This window comes from Bacteroidota bacterium (genome assembly GCA_030017895.1).
Classification (GTDB): domain Bacteria; phylum Bacteroidota; class Ignavibacteria; order UBA10030; family BY39; genus JASEGV01.
The window spans coordinates 18,336-38,801 of sequence record JASEGV010000024.1 but is presented as its reverse complement, the minus strand read 5'-3'; the positions used below and the strand labels follow the sequence as shown (position 1 = coordinate 38,801).

Sequence of the window (20,466 nt, the reverse complement as noted above, 5' to 3'; positions counted from 1 at the left end):
GACGATAAAATCTATAACACTAAACTTATATTTGAATTTTTGGAACTGCCCTTAATAAACTGGGGATCGGAGATATAACGTGTATGCTCCAGAAGTTTCTTCCGTTCTTCGATCATCTCATCCACCAACTCGACAATCTTATCATGGAGTTTTTGTTCTTCTTTTGTCTTTATCGGTTTTATAGGCAGCGTCTTACAAAATTCTTTGGGGAAGAAATATTTATCGCCGCGCTTGCTACCCTTCTGCTCAAAGTAGTAAGCAATAACTTTGGAATTAAGAACACCAAGTATGTATTTGAGAGACTCCTTTGGATGGTTCTTGAGTTTGATGAGGTATGTATTTGCATCGGAATAGTAATCCTGATCACTGTAACCAAAATCATTTGAAGCTGGCCACTTGGATACAATAATCTTTTCTCCAGCAAATAAATCGTTGGTTCTTGCCCAATGCATTGAGTACCACGGTAACTTCCCTTCTTGTGCCTCGCGCTTATTTTCTAAGACCGTTTTATATTTTTGTAGATGTTTGAAAACTCGAGGATAATTCTTCACAACAGTGTCCTTGTTTATATACAAACAAAAAAGGTCTATCATGTATTGTGAAGAAGGTAGATAATTCGTAATTTCAGAGGCTTTGTAGATTGGTTTGATAAATTCTTTTTCTTTATCTTCTAAAAGCAAAGCGGCAACTTCCTTTTCTTCCAGATAAAAAATACCCTGACCAACTTTAATATTAAATTCTTCAATATTTTTCTGATGAATCAATTCAATGTTATTGTTCGTAACAACATCGGCACCACTTAACAATCCTTGATTGATAGTGCAAAATTCTTCCAACGGTTTTCCCGCTTCCTCAATTGCATTCAACGTTTTCTTGTGTTTTTTATTAACGAATAAATGCCACTCTTTTTCAGTTAAATCGCCTTGCTGTGTTGCGCTGTCGTACACCTCAATGTATTTATCAGAATATTCCTTCCTGTCAACATGTTCGGAAAGATGTTTGAAAAGTTTGGGAATGTTGTCCTGAAGATTCGGAGAGAACAGCTCCTTCACTCGTACAACTTTGATTGTATTTTTCTTTCTTCCATCAAGATTATGTTTGCCGTTTTTCTTTTCCATCAAAAAGATAACGTTAAATTGACCTTTAGCGCTTTCAAAAAGCTTTGTCGGTCCAAAATCAATAACTTCTTTGACGATAGCATTATCGAGAATATATTGGCGTAAGTTGCTTGCCCCAACTGCCTGCAGCCAGTAGGATGTAGTAATGAAACAGAGTTTTCCACCATCCCGAAGCTTTGAGAGTCCAAGCTCGACGAAGAAATGGTAATAGTCCATCTTGCCTTGGTACAATTCTCGCCCAATCGGCAGATTCTTTGTTCTCCTGAATAATTCTTTGTGGTCATCTTCACGAATGTAAGGAGGATTGGCAAGACAGTAATCAAAATCGTTCGATGAGTAGATTTTATCAAAGATTTTCTGTTTCGCTATGTCGCGCCCGAACCGGATAAGATGATTTCCGACGTTGTAAGTTCCTGTTTCTTCTTTTACAAACAACTCCTTAGCATCGTTGTAAAGAGTAAGTGAATCTCCCTGAACAACAGCTATTGGAGTCCCTTCCTTAATTATCGCTTGCTTTCGAATCGACATTTCTCTAATTACTGGAGTTAGTTGAATAAGAAGATTGATTTCTGTTATGTAATAAGGGAAGGGAGATATTTCCATTCCAAATATCCCAGACAGTATTGCAGTACGAATTGCTAACACATCCTCAAACATTTTTTCCTTTGGCGTTGTAAACTCCCTTATTCGTCGTGCTGCTTCAACTAGAAATCCGCCAGATCCGGTGGCAACATCTAAAATTTTCTTCGGTTCTCGTTTTTTCTTATCTTCACGGAAGAAAGCATCGTTATTCGTGAATCCAACCCGGTCCCACATGAAACGTATAACAGTGCGATCTGTGTAGTACTGTCCTTTATTTTGTTTGTCTATAATATCAAGCTCTTGCTCGTATATCATTCCCAGCGCATCATCTTTCAACGCACCGAGATAAAAGTTGGCAAGCTCATAAAGTGAATCAACAAGTATCGTTTCGTTCGGCTCATACCATGTGTAGTTATTTGGCGTGCGGTACAACCATTGGTATTTCTCTCCGGCAAATTGGAATGATTGGCTCAGTACGCGACGGATTTCCTTTCCAAGATTCTTATACCATTTCTCGAATCCTCCATCTGTGAGAGTAGATTCAATGAAGCCGATATCTTCCCACATGCGTGCAAGAAGAATGCGTGCCATCGAGAAATAAGCCACACGATAAAAATAAATTTTCATCGATCTTGCCTGAGTTGTTTTAGGCGAAGCATTTAGATATTCATGCAAGCGCGTTGGAGTAGCAGATAGTTGCGCATCTGCGAGTGACCTGTTAATCTCTTTGCTGATGAAATCAAGCTCCCGCACTATATCTTTTGCTAAATCAGGGTTATGTTCCACGAAAAGCTCAACGTTTGTTTTTTGGTTTAATGCATCTTGTTCAAACCATTCTACGATTTGTTTTAATTTTCGTGTGAGGTGATCTACCTTTAGAGTTTCATTACCAATCCAAGCGGAACTTTTGCAAATTCGCTGGATTTTCTTTTCCACATCTAATGGACAGAACGAGAAGGTCTCTACAAAGTGAATAAATTTTTTAGTATTTTCTTTCTCAAGAATGGTCTTTTTGTTATGCTTGAAGTCTTTGTAAAGTGTCAAAAAATTAAAATTGAATTCGGGTAACTCATCATGCGAATCCTCGGTATAGACATCTACTTCTCTCATGTTCGTCAAAACACCATATCGGACTTTGTAGAAACGGATGTATCGTCTAATTTGAGGGATGTGCTTCTTAATCGTCTGCTCTGTGGCAGCGGTCGATTTCGTGTCGAAAAGGAATGAGTGAGTGTAAGTATCAACAGGAAGAAAATCTGGAACGTTTCCTTCTTCACTTTGTTCAGCCCAGACTGTTTCGCCTAACTTAAAACCAAGAACCTGTTCAAGGAATTTTGTGAATAGAATAGGTTGAATTAGTTTTCGTTCATCAGCATGCGCTTCTATATCATATCTTTCATAATTCTGTGCGCGACTATACTTTGAATAATCGACAGAGTCTAGAATTTCGATAATTTTCTTAATTGTATTTATTTTATTAAAAAGCATTTTATCAAATAATAGAAATCAGCACCTACTGTTTCATGTACACAGTGGAGAACCATACTTTGAATAGAGGGTCGATGAACTCAATACGCTGTGGTGTTATATCGAGCACCTCTTTACTTACCAATGATTGTTTGATGCGATTTACGTTGCCTGATGTTCCAAGCTTGTATGTCTGCAGGGTTTCTGCCGCGCTGAAATGTGTAATGTTGTTGCATAGCGCCTTCAGGAAGTTGAGCTGTGGATTTGTTAACCCGTCAACTTCGCGCTGGAACAGAATTCCGTGTTGGGTAAGAAGTGCGTTGAGGGAGGAGCGGTAATCACCTTCGGTGCAATTCTTATCGGTGTTGCTCCAGATGGTGTGAGAGAATTGTTGCACAAAGTACGGATGATTCTCCATCTCTTGCGCAATGCAGGCGGCAAGGTTTTCGTCTATGCGCTTTCCTGTCTTTTTAAACCCTGACCTGATAAACGGGACCCAATACGTTTCTGGGATCTTTTCCAGGAACATCACGTCGCCGAACTTGTAAAACGGCATAGACTTTTCCTCAAACAGTTCAGTCATCATTTGGCGCTTGCTTCCGTACAAACAATATGTAGCATGTGTGTGATGCTGCCAGTGCGCACGCAGTTTTTTCTGGAACATAAGAGGATTGTTGAAGTAGCCTACATTTTGGAACTCATCAAGACAAATCACAAGCTGGATGTTTCTTTTTTTGCTCACCGTTTCTGGTAGATCGAGAATTTCATCTGCGGATTTTTCTACTTCTTGCCAATCAAATGAAACCGAAAAGTCATTTCCGGGATCGATGCCAACGCTGAATTTTGGTGTGATACGCTTGAACAAGCGTTTTGCGCTTTCTATCCGCTCCTCCCACTTTGAGAAGGAGACGCGAAGAATTTCTCTCGTGAGTTGAGCATAGAACTCCTGTTCGCTTCGCACATTAAAGAGATCAGAATGCTGTTGATATGTGAACCTATGTTATCGAAAAGCCGTTTTTGTTCCGATTCGCGATTAGTGAATGTTTCACCAACTGCAATCTTGCCATATATGAAAGGATTTCGCATAGTTTCTCAAATTTCTTACACTAATGTAACTTACAATATTGTAAGTTGCAAATCTGTAAGGCGTAAGTGATGGTGCCTTTAAATCTTATTAGTCCGAATCCTACTTGTAAAAAGCATAAAGATTTAAAAACATCACGTTGTAATGCATCAACGGATAATTTCATATTGCTAAACTTGTTTCAGCAAATTAATCAACCCGCTTCGTTCTTCGGGTCGCGCATCATTAAATCTAACGTTGCATCATGCGGGTCTTTGCCGCTGAAAAGGACGTTATGAACTTCCTGCATAATCGGCACCTCGACATTTACTTTTCTTGCTAACTCGCAAGCCGACTTTGTAGTAGCAACTCCTTCGGCGACCATTTGCATTTCGCTTAAAACATCCTGCAGCTTCCTTCCCTTTCCAACCTCTTCGCCAACATGACGGTTACGGCTGTGCTTGCTCATACATGTCACAATCAAATCGCCGATGCCCGACAGCCCCGAGAAAGTTTTCTGATTTGCACCTAACGCTGTTCCAAGCCGTGCAATCTCGACTATCCCGCGTGTCATAATTGCGGCTTTTGTATTATCGCCATAGCCGGCGCCATCGCACAAGCCGGCACCCACAGCAATCACATTTTTCAACGCCCCACCAAACTCCACACCCCTGACATCGTCGGATGTGTAAACCCTGAAATAGGAATTTTTAAAAACTTGCTGCACTAACTTTGCAGTTTCCGGACTGCTCGATGCTGCAACAACAGCAGTCGGTATTTTGCGGCTGACTTCATCGGCAAAGCTGGGTCCGGAAAGCATCGCAGTCATTGAAAGCGGATGGTCGGGTAACGACTCGGCGATTACTTCCGACATTGTTTGAAGCGTTCCAACCTCGATTCCCTTGGCAAGATTTACGATGATAGATTGTTTAAAAGAGGTATGTGAGATTTGTTTTAACACGGAACGCAAATGCTGCGACGGAACAGCAGTAACTATCAGTTCGCTTTTCAGTATTGCTTTTTCGATGTCGGTTGTGATTTGAATTTCATTCGGTATGATTATGCCCGGGAGGAAAACCGTGTTTTCGCGTTTAGTTAATATATTTTCAGCATCCTGATTGCGAAACGACCAGACGGTTACATCATGCTTGTTCGAAAATAGCAACAGAGCGAGAGTTGTTCCCCAACTTCCCGCGCCAATTACGGAAATTTTCATTTTAATTTTGTGAAGTTTTCTTTTTGAAAAAACTAAAACTTGTTATTTTATTTTCTCTGCCTTCTATCAGACGTTTTATATTCGCGCGATGTGTAAATATTAAAAGAATCGCTATGCCGATGCTAAAAAATATCAGAGTTCCGTATCCTTCCACTTCCGCATGGAGAATATTTTCCCTGAAAAATAAAGTTAACGGAAATGCAACCGCGGCACTGATTGAGCCGAGCGAAACGTATTTTGAAACAAACATTACAATTGCGAATACTGCAATAGCGATTGAAATATCGAGTGGTGCTAATCCAATCAGCATTCCGGCTGCTGTTGCCATACCTTTACCCCCTTTAAATCCGCCGAACACAGTCCAGATATGTCCAACTGTTGCGGCTGACCCGGTTAAAATCTGAACTAAGGTAAAATCTTCAAGAGGTGTATGATTTACAAAAGGAAACTGGGAGTACATTAACTTAGCTACAAAAACCGTTGCAGCAAATCCTTTAAAGATATCGAAGAGTATTACAATTAATCCGGCTTTTAAGCCTAATACACGCATAACATTGGTGCCACCGGCATTGCCACTGCCGTGGTTCCGGATATCGATTCCTTTAACAAGCTTACTTACTATTATACTCGTAGGTATCGAGCCGACCAAATAGCTTAAAATAATTACATATAAAAGCGATAACATTTAAAAAACCTTGAATTTTGATGTTTAAAGATATTGAAAAAAAGATGAATATGCAAGATAAAACTCCCCTTCACTCCAAATCCTCCTTCGTTGTAATCTTGATATTCTTATAATCTCCCTCTACAAGTCTGATTTTTTCACCTAAACGTTCAACTAAATTTGCATCGTCGGTGGCGTAGTAGTTATCGGTGTAAGCTTTTTCGAAGGCTTTAACAATTAAATCTTTCTGGAAACCCTGCGGTGTTTGAACTGCAAAAAGTTTATCGCGGTCAAGAGTTTCAATAAGGAATCCCTTCTCATCCGAAACTTTTATAGTGTCTTTCAACGGAACAGCCGGAACTGCTGCTCCAAACTTTTCGGAAGTTGCAATGACATTTTTAATTATCTCATCTGTAACAAACGGACGGACAGCATCGTGAATTAAAATTATCTCAACGTCATTTTTAATAATTTCTTTCACACCATTCCAAACAGAATCCTGCCGGTGTTCACCGCCATTAACGATTGATGTTATTTTAGTGAAGTCGTTCTTCGTTACTAAACCAGTAACTTCATTAATAAAATCGGCGTGGGATACGACCACAATACAGTCGACCGCATCGCACGCCTGAAATTTTTGAAGTGTAATTTGAAGAATCGGAATTCCATCAATTTCGAGAAACTGCTTCGGCTTATTGCTACCCAGGCGTTTCCCGATTCCTGCTGCCGGAATTACAACACCAACTTTACACTTTTGCATATCCACCAATTACAAAATTAACATTGCATCGCCATAGCTATAAAAGCGGAAGTTTTCTTTTATAGCTTTTTTATATGCACGCATTATCAAATCATAATCGGAAAAAGCACAGATCATCATCAGCAGTGTAGATTCGGGCATATGAAAATTTGTAATCAATTTATCTACAATCTTCAGATTATAAGGTGGGAAGATAAATTTGTCTGTCCATCCCTTATTCGGTTTCAGAAATCCTTCGGTAGTAACCGACGACTCCAACGCCCTTGCAGTACTTGTACCGACCACAAAGACATTTCCTTTGCCCTCGATAACTTTATTTACCGAGTTTACAAGGCTTTCGTTAATCTCGAAATATTCTGAATCCATCTTATGTTTTGATAAATCTTCGACTTCAACCTTGCGGAAGGTTCCAAGCCCGATGTGCAAGGTAACGAAACCTATTTTCACACCTTTTTTCTCGATGGCGGAAAGTACTTTTTTCGTAAAGTGAAGTCCGGCAGTTGGAGCCGCTACCGAGCCGACATTTTTTGCATAAACAGTTTGATAGCGTTCTTTATCTAATTCTTCCGACTCACGTTTGATATAATGCGGCAACGGCATATAGCCAATCCGTTCGAAGATTTTGTACACATCGTCGTTGGTTACGAAACGGATTGTCCGTCCGCGCGAAGTCGTGTTATCCACAATCTCGCACATCAATTTTCCGTCGTCAAAATATACCTTATTTCCGATGCGAACTTTCCGTGCGGGTTCAACAATAACATCCCAAATGTTATCTTCCTTATTTAACTCGCGCAAAAGTATAACTTCAATTTTTGCATTGGTTTTTTCCTTGCGACCGAACAACCGTGCCGGAAAGACTTTAGTATCGTTCATTACTAATATGTCGCCCTTGTTGAAATAGTCAACTATATCTGTAAATTTTTTTGATTCGATGCTTTCATCCTTGCGATTCACCACCATCAATTTCGATGAATCGCGATTCGGCATAGGATATTTGGCTATAAGATTACGCGGAAGCGGATACTTAAAATCTGAAAGTTTCATTTTATCCTGTTCCTTAATTATTTATTTGAAGTTTATTTGAACAAATCATTTTTTTGATTTCTTGAGTTTGTTTTGTTTGGATGTTCGAACACCATATTTTAACGCCGAACGTGCTGCTGCTAACCGGGCAATGGCTACTCGATATGGCGAGCAGCTTACGTAATCGAGACCGATTTGATGACAGAATTCGATTGAAGAAGGCTCGCCGCCGTGTTCGCCGCAAATTCCTAACTTTATGTTCGGACGTGCTTGCGTTCCTTTTTCGACTGCTATTTTCATCAATTGACCAACGCCGCCACGATCGATTGCTTCGAAAGGATCAACTGCATAAATATCTTTTTCCACATACGGAATCAAAAATCTGCCCGCATCGTCGCGGCTGACACCTAACGTAGTTTGTGTTAAGTCGTTTGTTCCGAAACTGAAGAATTCGGCAACTCCGGCAATTTCGTCGGCTGTTAAAGCGCCTCGTGGAATTTCGATCATCGTTCCGCAAAGGTAATCAATTTTAATTTTGTTCTCAGCCATCACTTCAGCAGCAACCCGTCTAACAATTTCTTCTTGAAGCTTGAGTTCTTTTACGTGCCCGACAAGTGGAATCATAATTTCAGGTTTAACAGAAAATCCACGTTTCTTCACATTCACTGCTGCTTCAAAGATTGCGCGGGCTTGCATCTCGGTAATTTCCGGATAGATTATGCCCAAACGACATCCGCGGAAACCAAGCATCGGGTTGAATTCGTGAAGCGAGCTTACACGCCTGTGAACTTTTTCATAACTGATTCCCATTTTTTCGGCAAGTTCACGCTGTTGTTTTTCTTCATGTGGTACGAACTCGTGAAGCGGCGGGTCGATTGTGCGAATTGTAACAGGATAACCGGCCATCGCCTCAAATATTCCTTCGAAATCTTCACGTTGCAGCGGCAGTAATTTTCCCAACGCAGCTTTGCGGTCTTCAAGCGTGTCGGCTAAAATCATCTCACGCATCGGTCCGATTTTTCCTTCACCGAAGAACATGTGCTCGGTTCGGCAAAGCCCTATACCTTGAGCTCCGAAAGCAATTGCTGCGGCAGCTTGATCGGGCTGGTCGGCGTTTGTTCTGATTCCAAGCGTCCGGTATTTATCAGCCCACTTCATAATTTTTTCGTAGAGTTGATAAACAGGTGCGTCTTTCGGAGCGAGCGTTTTTTCGATTAACACTTGCAAAACTTCGGAAGGTTTGGTGTGAACTTCACCAAGCAACACTTCGCCCGTTGATCCATCGATAGAAATATAATCTCCTTCGTTCACGATTTTTCCTTTTACAGTCATCGTTCGCGAAACATAATCGATGTGTAAATCGGAACAGCCGACTATACAAACTTTGCCCATCTGCCGGGCAACGAGAGCTGCGTGCGAGGTCATTCCGCCTCGTGCTGTAAGTATTCCTTCGGAAGCATCCATACCTTTGATATCTTCGGGAGAAGTTTCGATACGAACTAAAATTACTTTTTCACCGCGGGCTTTCCATTCTTCGGCATCGGGTGCGTTGAAAACAACTTTTCCGCTTGCAGCGCCAGGACCTGCATTCAAACCGACAGTTAATAATTTACCTTCTTTTATGGTTTGGTCCTTTTCTTGACGGTCAAAAATCGGTCGTAATAATTGATTAAGCTGATCCGGTTCGATTCTCATCAGGGCTTCTTTTTCGTCGATAAGTTTTTCGTCAACCATATCCACAGCAATTTTAAGAGCTGCAAAAGCAGTCCGTTTTCCAACGCGGCATTGTAGGATATAAAGTTTATCTTGTTGAATTGTGAACTCGAGATCCAGCATATCTTTGTAATGCTTTTCCAAAACCTTGCGATACTTATCAAGCTCTTTGTAAATTTTCGGATTAGCTTCAGCAAGTTTTGCAATCAGAAGTGGTGTGCGAGTGCCGGCAACAACGTCTTCGCCTTGAGCGTTCATAAGGAATTCGCCGTAGTAATAATTTTCGCCTGTTGCGGCATCGCGAGTGAAAGCCACGCCGGTTCCTGAATCTTCGCCCATATTTCCGAAAACCATAGCTTGGATAGTTACCGCAGTTCCCCACAATGCGGGAATATCGTACATCTTGCGATAGGCAATTGCGCGTTCATTCATCCACGAGTTAAACACTGCGCCGACTGCGCCCCAAAGTTGGTCCATCGGATTTTCTGGAAAATCGTGACCGGTTTTTTCTTTGATTGCCTGTTTAGATCTTTCGACTATATCTAACAAATCATCGGCTGTAAGTTCGGTGTCGAGTGTTACGCCTTTCTCGTGTTTCTTCTTGTCTAAAATTACTTCAAACGGATCGTGTTCGTCTTTGTTTTCCGGTTTTAAACCTAAAACAACATCGCCATACATCGCTACAAAGCGGCGATACGAATCATAGGCAAATCGCGGGTTGTTTGTTTTTGCAATAATAGCTTGAACTGTTTTGTCGTTTAAGCCCAGGTTTAAAATTGTATCCATCATACCTGGCATAGATGCACGGGCGCCTGATCGGACAGAAACTAAAAGTGGATTTTTTGAATCACCGAATTTAGCACCTAATTCTCGCTCCATCTTTTTAAGAGCTGCAAGAATTTGCGCTTTAAGTTCTTTCGGATATTTTCTTTTATTTGCGTAATAGTGTGTGCAAACTTCGGTTGTGATTGTCAATCCCGGCGGTACGGGAAGCTTCAGGTTGACCATCTCAGCGAGGTTGGCTCCTTTGCCACCAAGCAGCGATTTCATATCGGCTCGACCTTCAGCTTTCTTTCCACCAAAATAATAGACGAATTTCTTTGTCATAATTTTATTTCTCCATATTGATTAATTGTTCATTCTTATATTAGTTATCTTTTTTTGAAAATTTTCTTCACCGCTTATAAACCGGACTGCAACTTCTAAATAGTATAGAGGCAATTCGGTTATTAGAGTTTTCATATTTATTAACCGCACAAAATCTTTTTCCGTTGTTATAACGAAATCGGTTTTTTGCTCTTCAAATTCTTTCTTTAATATTTCTATATCTTCAGCATTGTATTGGTAATGGTCGGAATATTTTTTAAAAACCTTTACTTCCAAACCTAACTCGTTCAGCTTTCTTTCAAACGAATCGGGATTTCCAAGACCGCAAAATGCAACACAAGTTTTATTTTTTAAAACTTCCAATTCAAGTATATCATCTGCTTGGATACCTACTAATTTTTGCGGATCCAACTGAGTGCGTCCTGTTAATTCCACACCGGTATTTTTTAAAGTATCCGACTTCTGTTTCCAATTCGAGTAGATAATAATATCGGCACGTTTAAGGTTCCACATTGGTTCTCTTCTTAATCCTGCAGGCAGCATCAGTTCTCTGCTCAATGGTTTCGAAGCATCTACCACTACGATATCCAAGTTTCGGTGTAATTGTCTGTGCTGGAATCCATCGTCAACAATTATGTAATCGCAATTAAATTTTTGAACAGCCAACTGAGCAGCGCGCGACTTTTGCTCATCTACAATAACGATTGAATTTGGAAATTTCGAAGCAATTTGAAACGGTTCATCGCCGCACGCATCGGCGCTGCACAACAGTCGTTCGCCGTCCGAAACTACAAGTGTTCCTCTGGTGGTGCGTTTATAACCCCGGCTTACTACAGCAACACGTTTTTTTTGCTTTAGTAGAAATTCAAGAATATACTCGACAAGCGGAGTTTTTCCTGTGCCGCCGGCGGTTATATTACCGACCGAAATTACGGGAACATTCACTTTTACGGTTTTGAATATTCCAATATCAAATAACAAGTTTCTAAAAGATATCACCAATCCATACAACAATGAGAATGGAAATAGCGCTATCTTTAAAATGACCACTTTATTTTGGAGCGATTAATTTTAAAATATTTTCAGCCACACGTTTAGCTGCGCCGCGTTCGCCTAATTTCTCGTAAACAGATTTCAAATCAATACGGGTTTTGTCGGATAAAGTTTTATCTGTTAAAAACTTTCCAGCTGCGGCAGCAATTTTTTCTGCGTTCGCCCGATGCTGTATTAATTCAGGAACGATAGTTTTACCGGCAACTATATTAGCCAAGCCGATATTTTTTATGTTAATCATTAGCCGGGCTGCTAAATATGTAAGCCACGATGTTTTATAAACGATAACCATCGGCGTTTGGAAACAAGCCGTTTCAAGTGTTGCTGTTCCTGATGTAACTATTGCAACGTCAGAATTTTTCATAAGATCGTATGTTGCATTTTGCAGAAGCCGTACTGATGAATCTTCATACAAAAAAGATTTTATATAGTCGCCTTCAAAAACAGATGCCACGCCAACGGCTATTTGTGCATCATACAGGGTTTCCAAAATTTTTGCTGCATGAAGCATTGGCGGAAAAATTTTCTCCAACTCCTGCTTCCGGCTGCCGGGGAAAAGCCCGATAATCGGTTTCGATTTATCGAAGCTGTAACGCTTACAAAAATCGGCTTTAGGTTGAGGTTCTTCAATAACATCAAGCAAAGGATGTCCGACAAATTCTACTTCGATTCCTTCTCGTTTATAAATTTCTTCTTCGAAAGGAAAGACAACAAACATCTTATCAATTATTCCTTTCATTTTTTTTATCCTGCTTGGATGCCAAGCCCAAAGTTGCGGACTGATATAATAGAAAATTTTGATTCCCGCTTTTCTGACTTTTTCAGCGAACCGCAAATTAAAGCCGGGATAATCAATTAAAAGCACAGCATCGGGGCGGCGGTTAGTAAGCAACGATTCGAGAGTCCGGCTAACCGACCTGATTGTCGGGAGTTTCTTTACCACTTCCAATAATCCCATCACCGCCAACTCGTTAATGTGATAGACTAGCTGCATACCTTCGCGCTGCATCTTGTTGCCGCCGATTCCGAAAATCTCGATATCTTTAAACCGGGATTTTAATTCTTTAACTACGCCGGCGCCGTGCAAATCGCCTGAGGCTTCGCCGGCGATTATCATCAAACGCATCTTACGCGTCTCCGAAAAGTTTTGTTATCTTCCAATCGTAAAAAAATCGCAGCATCCAAATTACAACTATTATAAAAACAATAATTAAGATTGCTTGAAAAGTTCTTTGCTCTGATTTTATTCCGCGCTTCCAGTCTAACTGCGGTTGCTCGTTCCCGCTGTATTTATATTTTTTGAATGCTGGAAAAAATTTGGGAACCGATTTTAAATATCGCTGAAATTCCGTTCCATAAGTTTTAGTCAAGTGTTCTTCTTCTAAACTTACTATAAGAGTATATTGAAAAAGAAAATACGAAAGTGTAACAATCGGTAAGAGAGGAAACCCCGCCCACGACATAATTCCAACACCGAAATAAATACAGATATTACCGAAGTAGAGGGGATTACGTAAGTATGAAAAGGGCCCGCTTGTAACAAGTTGCGAGCTGCCAACCGAGTTTGTTGTGCGGGTTTCGCTGCCTGCTATCGAAACGCCCCACAATCGTATAAACTCGCCGAAAAGAATAACTAACAATCCGCCGGCTATGCTGTAAATTGTTGGCTTTGCAAATACAACCATAAGAATGATGAACGGAATAGGTGTGTAGCTTCGGTATTTAAATAATATTTTTCGTAGATCCATTTGTGTTTTCATAAAATTTTAACCAGCAAGGTAAATTTCTTTCCGATTGAATTCAGCTTGTTGTCGTTTGCGTATTCGTTTTTTATTTAGAATTTCTTCCATCCGGGTTATCGTATCCTCGAATGAATTAAAAAGATAGTAGGTGATATTCTCGTTTTGGCAAAAAGTTTGTAGCTCACCGCGAGCAAAAACAATATCGGCGTATTTCACTGCGCACTTGTCGGAGTATCCATCGCCGATGTAAACGATAATATCATCATCGCCCGATAAAGTAAGAATATGGTTGCGTTTGCAGTTGGCGCAGCGATCGCATTCTTCTTCGGAATATGGGAACGTTATTTTCATTCCTGCCTCTACAAACTCCAACTTGTTTGCAAAAAAAGGAATATCGGAAAGATCATATTTGCGTAAAACCCGTTCTATATAATAATCAAGTCCGTCCGATAGGATATAAAATTTTATCTGACGATCATCAGTACTTTTTTTACGGCAGAACTTAATAAAATTGCCAAAACTGATATCGATTTCATGTTTGTCGATAAAGTCGGATACATCTTTCTGCGAAACATTTCCGCAAGCTTCGGCTTCGCGGGTAAAACATTCAGCGGCACTTATTAATCCGCCTCTATAATCTTCAATTATTTTTGTGCAAATAGGACCGCCAAAATTAAAAAAAAGATTATCACCCAAATCGCCTTTAGTAATTGTTCCGTCGAAATCTATAAATATTTTTATCATCATCAAAAACTATATGACTCCCGAAGCAACCGCAGCCGATTGTACACGGTCTTCATCGTTGAAACGAACTGTTACAATTTTTGAAACTCCTTCTTCTTCCATCGTAACACCGTAAAGTGCATTTGCAGCTTCCATCGTTCGCTTGTTGTGAGTTACAACTATAAATTGAGTGTTGTCGGAAAACTTTTTGATAATCCGTGTATAGCGGTCGATATTCGAATCATCCAACGGTGCATCAACTTCATCAAGAATACAGAACGGGCTTGGCTTTACTAAATAAATCGCAAACAAAAGTGCAATGGCAGTTAAAGTTTTTTCGCCTCCTGAAAGTAAATCGATGGAAGTGGGGCGCTTGCCGCGTGGTTTTGCAATAATTTCGATACCGGCTTCAAGCGGGTCTTCGTTTTCTTCAAGCCGTAAGTCGCACTCGTCGCCTTCATCGAACAAACTTTTGAAAGTCTTGATAAAGTTTTCACGTATTAATTCGAAAGTAGTTAAAAACTTTCTCTGTGCCGTGTTATTAATTTCTTCGATTGTGTTTAATAATGTCCGCTCGGCTTCAATCAAATCGTCACGTTGCTGCATCATAAAGTTAAACCGTTCGCTCTCAGTGTTATACTCATCGAAAGCAGCAAAGTTAATGGCGCCTAACATTCTGATACGGTCTTTCATCTGCCTCACTTCTTCGCGTTTGGCAGCAAAATCGATCCATTCATCTTCGGGGTAAGTTTTTAATTCAATACTGATTTCAAATTCGTTTCGTGCTCGTTCGCGAACGTGTTCGATATTCTGATTAATTTCAGATATCTTCATATCATATTCGTGGAACAATTTTAGTGTATCGTCGTGCAGGCGGCGGTCGTCTTTAATTTTTAATTCGACACTGTGAATTGCGTTCCGCTTTTGTGTGTAAACAGTTTCGACTTCGGTCTTCCCTTTTTCAACTTCATTCAACTGCAATCTCAGTTCCTGTAATTGCACACCGGCCGACTCCAGTTCGCTGGTAATTCGTTCGATGTCTTCTTTTGCCTGCGAAATTTCAGAATCTCGCTTTTGCAAAGTAGTCTCGGTGTTCTGGACTGTTGCAATAACCCTTTCTAATTCAGCTTCAGCATTCCGCTTGTTGCCTTGTAAGGTAACCATCTTGATTTCCGCATCGTTCACGACTTTCGACAAATCATTCCATTGTTGAGTAATTTGTTCTAATTCTTTGTTGAGTTGGGCAGCATTCGTTTCGGCTACAGCTTTCGCTTGTTCGATCTGATTTATTTCTGGGATTAACTTTTCTTTCTCGGCACTCAACTCTGAAATTTCGGTTTCTATGCGTTTAATCTCGGATTTACTTCTTTCAATGGAATCGTTTGCACGTTTTTTTTCGAATACAATCTGTGCGATGCGCATCTCAACCGATGCCATTTCTTTTTCAATTTTCTTAACCTTTTCGGCAGCTGCTTTAATATCCAGAGTTTCGAGTATCTTTTGCTTCTCGTTTTGCAGTTGTTGCAACAATTCAAGCTCGGCTATAAACTTTGCTTTATCTAATTCCAACTCGGCTATCTGGTCGCGCTTGCCTATCAAGCTGCCTTCGTCCTGCCGACGACTGCCGCCGCGAACAACTCCGCCGCTTGTTCTCACATTACCGTTGAGTGATACAAATTTTATCCCTATTAACGAGTCAGGTACAGATTTTAAATCTTCAACAATCGCGATGCTGTCAAGTAAGTACGAAACTAAATTACGATACGGTTCTTTTACCTTTACAACCTGATCTGCCCAAAGTATCGGCGAGTGATTCGACGTGCGAATACGTTTGATTTTGGGAATGCGTTCGAGACAAATAAAAACCGCTTTTCCTTTTTCATTCTTTTCGAGAAGACTTGCTGCTTCGAAAGCTTCGCTCTCTTTTTCGACAATGATGTAGTTTGCAGTTTCGCCTAATGCCGTTTGGATCGCCGACCTGTATTTTTCATCTGTATTAACTATTTCGGCAACTGTAAGATAGTTTTTCTTTTTAAATTCAGTTTCGTTCAATAAATACTTTATACTGCTGCTTCGTCCCTCGCTGCCTTCAATCAAAGAAACGGAGAAATCTATTTTAGCCGTTATCCTGTGTATCTCGTTTTTTAATTCTAATTCTTTTTGTTGCAAAGCTTCAAGTTCACTCCGGTTTTGCTGCACCAAAGTGTTGACTTCCATAAGCTCCATTTCAGCCTGGATGAAATCGCGGTGCAGTTCTCTATCCTTAACTGTCAGCTCCGAAACTTTATTTTCGCTTTCTGAAATCTCGTTTTCAAAATATGCTGCGTCTTCAGTTATCCGTTCGATTAATCTGTTCAGGTTTTCTATTCTCTCATCTAATAACTGCCGGTCGCCGTTCTTCTGAACTATTTCGTGTATCAGCGAGATGATTTCGTTATTTAAACCCTTCAGAAGCTCTTTTTTCTCATCAAGTTGTTTTCCAAAAAATTGAAAATCGATGTTAAGTTTTTCAAAAACTCCCTGGTCTGCAATTACTGCTTCCGCAAATTTTTCGATGTTTTCCCGGAGTGTTACCTGTTTACCTTCTAACCACTCTTTTTGATTGAACAAATCAATCTTTTCTTTTTCATATCTTTCGATGTTCGATTGCAGTGAATTAATTTGTTCGTTACCTTTTATAGTGCCTTCATCATATTTATGAATCTGCGAAACAAGTTTGGCTGCCTGCCTTTGAAAATCTATTAACTGTTTCTCGACTTCGCTGATTTCGATGCGCATTTTATCGAGTAACTCTTCCTGTCCATTTAATTCAGCATCAATATTATTTTTGGCAATCTCTGTTTCACCAAAACGCTCTTTTAATGGATTCAGTTTTCCGAACAGATAAGCGTATTCGTGCTCTAGTAAATCAATCTCGGTTGCCCGCAGGTTTTTCGAAATCTCATTGAATTGTTCGGCTCGTTTCGATTGTCGTTCGAGTGCGTTAACTGTTTTCTGAACTTCTTTAACAATATCGTTCACACGAATCAGGTCCTGCTGAACACTTTCTAATTTGTGGTATGCAGCTTTTCGACGATGCTTGTATTTTGTAACGCCGGCAGCTTCTTCAAACAAACGACGCCGTTCGTCTGTCCTGTCGCTTAAAATCGTCTCAACCATTTTCAATTCAATCACCGAATAAGCATCGGCGCCCATGCCGGTATCCATAAATAAATCGACTATATCTTTTAACCGGCACTGAACTCTGTTAAGCAGATATTCGCTTTCGCCTGAACGATAAACTCTTCGTGAGATTGTAACCTGTGAATATTCAGTAGGCAAAATGCCGCGTGTGTTTTCGATAATGAGCGAAACTTCAGCCATACCAAGCGGTTTGCGGTTTCGTGTTCCGTTAAAAATAACATCTTCCATCTTATCGGAACGCAACGTGCTGTAACGCTGTTCGCCCAAAGCCCATCGTATCGCATCTACGATATTCGTTTTGCCACAACCGTTTGGCCCAACGATAGCTGTAATGCCAGCATCAAAATTCAAATTTACATTTTGTGCAAACGACTTAAAACCAAATATTTCTATTTTAGATAAATACATTTACAAGATACAGTTCTGTGTTTCTAACAAAAATTTTAGATAGATAGTTGTTGAGTGAGCGTAATCCATATAGCCGTATAATAAACCGGCGACTACGAGAATAGCAAAAACACCGGCGACATAAATTTTCGACGGTGCAATATCGAATATAATTGATACACCTTTGAATAAGCGGAAGGTAGATATAATTAGAATTAATATAATCATTCCTAATGATGGCAAAATATAAATAGGATCTTCCATAATTCTGAAGAGCACCATACTCAGGGGAATGAAAATTATCATAGGAGTCAACGACCAAACCAAAACCGAGAAAGCATGATACAGATAAACCCTGACACGGATAAAGAGTGAGAAGAATTTTACAATTAAAGTTAAAAGTAAAATTTTAAAAAAGATGATAACCGAAAAATAGGCAATAAATAACACCGGCTGCCATACCAGTTGAACTAGCCAGGTTTTCATCGTGTCGGATAAAATTTGGCTCAACAGATTGTCGACTAAAAGATTGTAACGATAATGTGTAAGGATGCTTGATAAAATTATAGCTAATGCAATCGACAGCACAGCAGATAAGAATACACTATGGCTTACGGGAATAATCCGTTGGTCTCTGACATCTGCAAAAAAATTATAAGTTCTCAACATCGAGCGGTTCATATTTTCCCGGAAACGCCTGTTGCTGTTGTAGAAAAAAGCTAAAGAAATTAAAACAACTAACCCGGCGATTACAAAAATTATTGGGGCGCTCGAAGAATAATTACCAACCGGTAAAGCGGTAACTTTCTCGTTGTTAAAAACACTTCGTAATACATCGTAAACTACACGCCTGTCCCGCGCCATATTCACCATCCCCGTCGAACGTAGATATTGATTTCCGGATGGTGTTGACATCGAGGGACGGTCGCTCAACCAATCGTTATACGACCAGAATACACTCCCTGCGAATTTCAATTCACGGATTACATTATTTGCCTGCCAGGCATACCATGCTTGCGACTCGATTGATGTCGGGTCGCTGTAACCGCTTCTGTTGTTGGGTAAAATTTCTTTTCCGTATTTCCCGATAATGATTGGTTTATCAGTATAATTCTGCCGCCAAGTTGTTAAGTCGTCGCGAAGTTGATTGACGGAGCTTTCAAAGCCTGGGTAGGTATTTATTGAAACTATATCAACTTTGTCGATAATTTCACTTATGTCCCAATTTACCTGAACTGAGATATAAACAGGACGGCTGTCCAATGAAGCGATAATTTTCTTCATCGACTCGATATAATTAACAGCGACAGAGGGATTCTTTTTTGAAATTTCAAATTCGTTACCGATACCCCACGCCAAAACGGAAGTGTTGTTTCTATCACGCCAAATCATTTCTCTGATGTAAGTTGAAGCCAAATCGGTATAAAACTCTTTTTCCAATATTGCTGCTGGAACATTCGTGAGTGGAATTTCTTCGATAACAAAAATGCCATACCTGTCGCAAAGATTTAAAAAATAAGGATGAGGAGGATAAAGAAATCTTATAAGATTAACGCCGCCGCTTTTTATTTTTGCAATATCTTTTTCCATATCGCCGTAAGTAAGCGCCGAACCGAAAAACGGATGTTCTTCAAAATAAACTACACCTTTTATGTAAAAGGGATTTCCATTCAAAACTATCGAAGAATTTTTTAGCTGCAGATTCCGTAATCCATAGTTGAGAATATATTCATCAAGCGGAAATGTTTCTTTTCCTGCAACGCGAACAACGGAAATTTTGATTAGATAAAGGTCCGGTACGTCGGGCGACCAAAGTTTGGGATTAGCAATTTGCAATTCGACTTTAAAGTCTTTGGCTTTCCGTTTTTGGACATCAAGCGGAACTAAAGCGCTCCGCCCGACCAATGCTTCATTGAGTTTATCATAAACTTCCACTGAGAGAGCCGCAAAAACACCTTTCGCTTTTTCCTCAGCGGAAAAATCAAAGCTGGTGTTTTCAATAGTGCTGCTGATTTTTAATTTGGCATTTTTATAATCGGGAGTTAACTCGGAAGTTACTATTGTTTCGCTGATGAACAATTTCGGAGTTGCAAGGATGTAAATATCGCGAAAAATGCCTCCGTAATTCCGCCATCCACTTACCTGATGGCGCAGCGGAAGAGTTGAAGTTGCAGTCAGTTCGTTGTCGGTTGTAATACGAATTGCATTTTCTTTTCCAATCTGTAAAATATTTTCACGAATCGGAAGCACAAACGAACTGTAGCCACCGATATGTCGTCCAACAAAATTTCCATTAATCTGAATTTCGCTTTGATTATTAATTCCGTAGGCAACCAGCGTGAAGTTAAATTTATCAATCATTTCGCTTGTGATTTCAAACTTCCGCTGAAATGTAACCCAGCTTTCAAAATTGTAAGCAGATGGGATTTGAATGTTTACCCATACCTTGCCATCAATTGTATATTGCCAATAACCGGCTAAATCAATTTTTGTGCGGGTTGGTGTATTTGCAAACATCCCGACATCAACACCCGTCAGAGTCGGTTGACCATTCTCAAAAAATTTTTCGTTTAATTTTGAGTTTTGAAATTGCGAGAAACTGATGTTCCCTAAAAATAAAAGTGAGTATGTTACTAATGCAACAAAAAACTTGCCCAAATTA

At 40.0% G+C, this 20,466-nt stretch carries 14 protein-coding genes; all 14 read right to left on the bottom strand.

The window, feature by feature from the left end; all coding sequences use genetic code 11:
* Positions 1 to 11 precede the first annotated feature (11 nt).
* Positions 12 to 3,188 carry an N-6 DNA methylase gene (locus QME58_06325; protein MDI6803446.1) on the bottom strand — a complete coding sequence of 1,059 codons (3,177 nt, stop codon included), beginning with the start codon at positions 3,186 to 3,188 and terminating at the stop codon, positions 12 to 14.
* A gap of 25 nt (positions 3,189 to 3,213) precedes the next feature.
* Positions 3,214 to 4,032 carry a hypothetical protein gene (locus QME58_06320; protein MDI6803445.1) on the bottom strand — a complete coding sequence of 273 codons (819 nt, stop codon included), beginning with the start codon at positions 4,030 to 4,032 and terminating at the stop codon, positions 3,214 to 3,216.
* 14 nt (positions 4,033 to 4,046) lie between these two features.
* Positions 4,047 to 4,253 (bottom strand): hypothetical protein, encoded by a 207-nt coding sequence (locus tag QME58_06315; protein ID MDI6803444.1) that lies wholly within the window; start codon positions 4,251 to 4,253, stop codon positions 4,047 to 4,049.
* A gap of 191 nt (positions 4,254 to 4,444) precedes the next feature.
* Positions 4,445 to 5,446 (bottom strand): NAD(P)H-dependent glycerol-3-phosphate dehydrogenase, encoded by a 1,002-nt coding sequence (locus QME58_06310; GenBank protein MDI6803443.1) that lies wholly within the window; start codon positions 5,444 to 5,446, stop codon positions 4,445 to 4,447.
* Between the two features lies 1 nt (position 5,447).
* Positions 5,448 to 6,131 carry a glycerol-3-phosphate 1-O-acyltransferase PlsY gene (gene plsY, locus QME58_06305; protein MDI6803442.1) on the bottom strand — a complete coding sequence of 228 codons (684 nt, stop codon included), beginning with the start codon at positions 6,129 to 6,131 and terminating at the stop codon, positions 5,448 to 5,450.
* A gap of 70 nt (positions 6,132 to 6,201) precedes the next feature.
* The gene (ispD, locus tag QME58_06300; GenBank protein MDI6803441.1) at positions 6,202 to 6,870 is read right to left on the bottom strand and encodes a 2-C-methyl-D-erythritol 4-phosphate cytidylyltransferase; all 669 of its coding nucleotides are present in this window, start codon (positions 6,868 to 6,870) and stop codon (positions 6,202 to 6,204) included.
* 9 nt (positions 6,871 to 6,879) lie between these two features.
* Positions 6,880 to 7,917 carry a tRNA preQ1(34) S-adenosylmethionine ribosyltransferase-isomerase QueA gene (queA, locus tag QME58_06295; GenBank protein ID MDI6803440.1) on the bottom strand — a complete coding sequence of 346 codons (1,038 nt, stop codon included), beginning with the start codon at positions 7,915 to 7,917 and terminating at the stop codon, positions 6,880 to 6,882.
* 45 nt (positions 7,918 to 7,962) lie between these two features.
* The gene (ppdK, locus tag QME58_06290) at positions 7,963 to 10,716 is read right to left on the bottom strand and encodes a pyruvate, phosphate dikinase (GenBank protein ID MDI6803439.1); all 2,754 of its coding nucleotides are present in this window, start codon (positions 10,714 to 10,716) and stop codon (positions 7,963 to 7,965) included.
* Positions 10,717 to 10,737: 21 nt separating this feature from the next.
* Complete coding sequence (lpxK, locus tag QME58_06285) at positions 10,738 to 11,766, bottom strand: tetraacyldisaccharide 4'-kinase (protein ID MDI6803438.1); 1,029 nt, start codon at positions 11,764 to 11,766, stop codon at positions 10,738 to 10,740.
* 1 nt (position 11,767) lies between these two features.
* Complete coding sequence (gene lpxB / locus QME58_06280; GenBank protein ID MDI6803437.1) at positions 11,768 to 12,895, bottom strand: lipid-A-disaccharide synthase; 1,128 nt, start codon at positions 12,893 to 12,895, stop codon at positions 11,768 to 11,770.
* 1 nt (position 12,896) lies between these two features.
* Complete coding sequence (locus tag QME58_06275) at positions 12,897 to 13,529, bottom strand: isoprenylcysteine carboxylmethyltransferase family protein (GenBank protein MDI6803436.1); 633 nt, start codon at positions 13,527 to 13,529, stop codon at positions 12,897 to 12,899.
* A 6-nt stretch (positions 13,530 to 13,535) separates the two neighbouring features.
* Complete coding sequence (locus QME58_06270; protein MDI6803435.1) at positions 13,536 to 14,258, bottom strand: MtnX-like HAD-IB family phosphatase; 723 nt, start codon at positions 14,256 to 14,258, stop codon at positions 13,536 to 13,538.
* A 6-nt stretch (positions 14,259 to 14,264) separates the two neighbouring features.
* Positions 14,265 to 17,825: a chromosome segregation protein SMC gene (gene smc / locus QME58_06265; protein MDI6803434.1), complete on the bottom strand. Its 3,561-nt coding sequence runs from the start codon at positions 17,823 to 17,825 to the stop codon at positions 14,265 to 14,267.
* Positions 17,826 to 20,462 (bottom strand): glycoside hydrolase family 2 TIM barrel-domain containing protein, encoded by a 2,637-nt coding sequence (locus QME58_06260; protein MDI6803433.1) that lies wholly within the window; start codon positions 20,460 to 20,462, stop codon positions 17,826 to 17,828. It lies immediately after the preceding gene.
* Between the last annotated feature and the right edge of the window lie 4 nt (positions 20,463 to 20,466).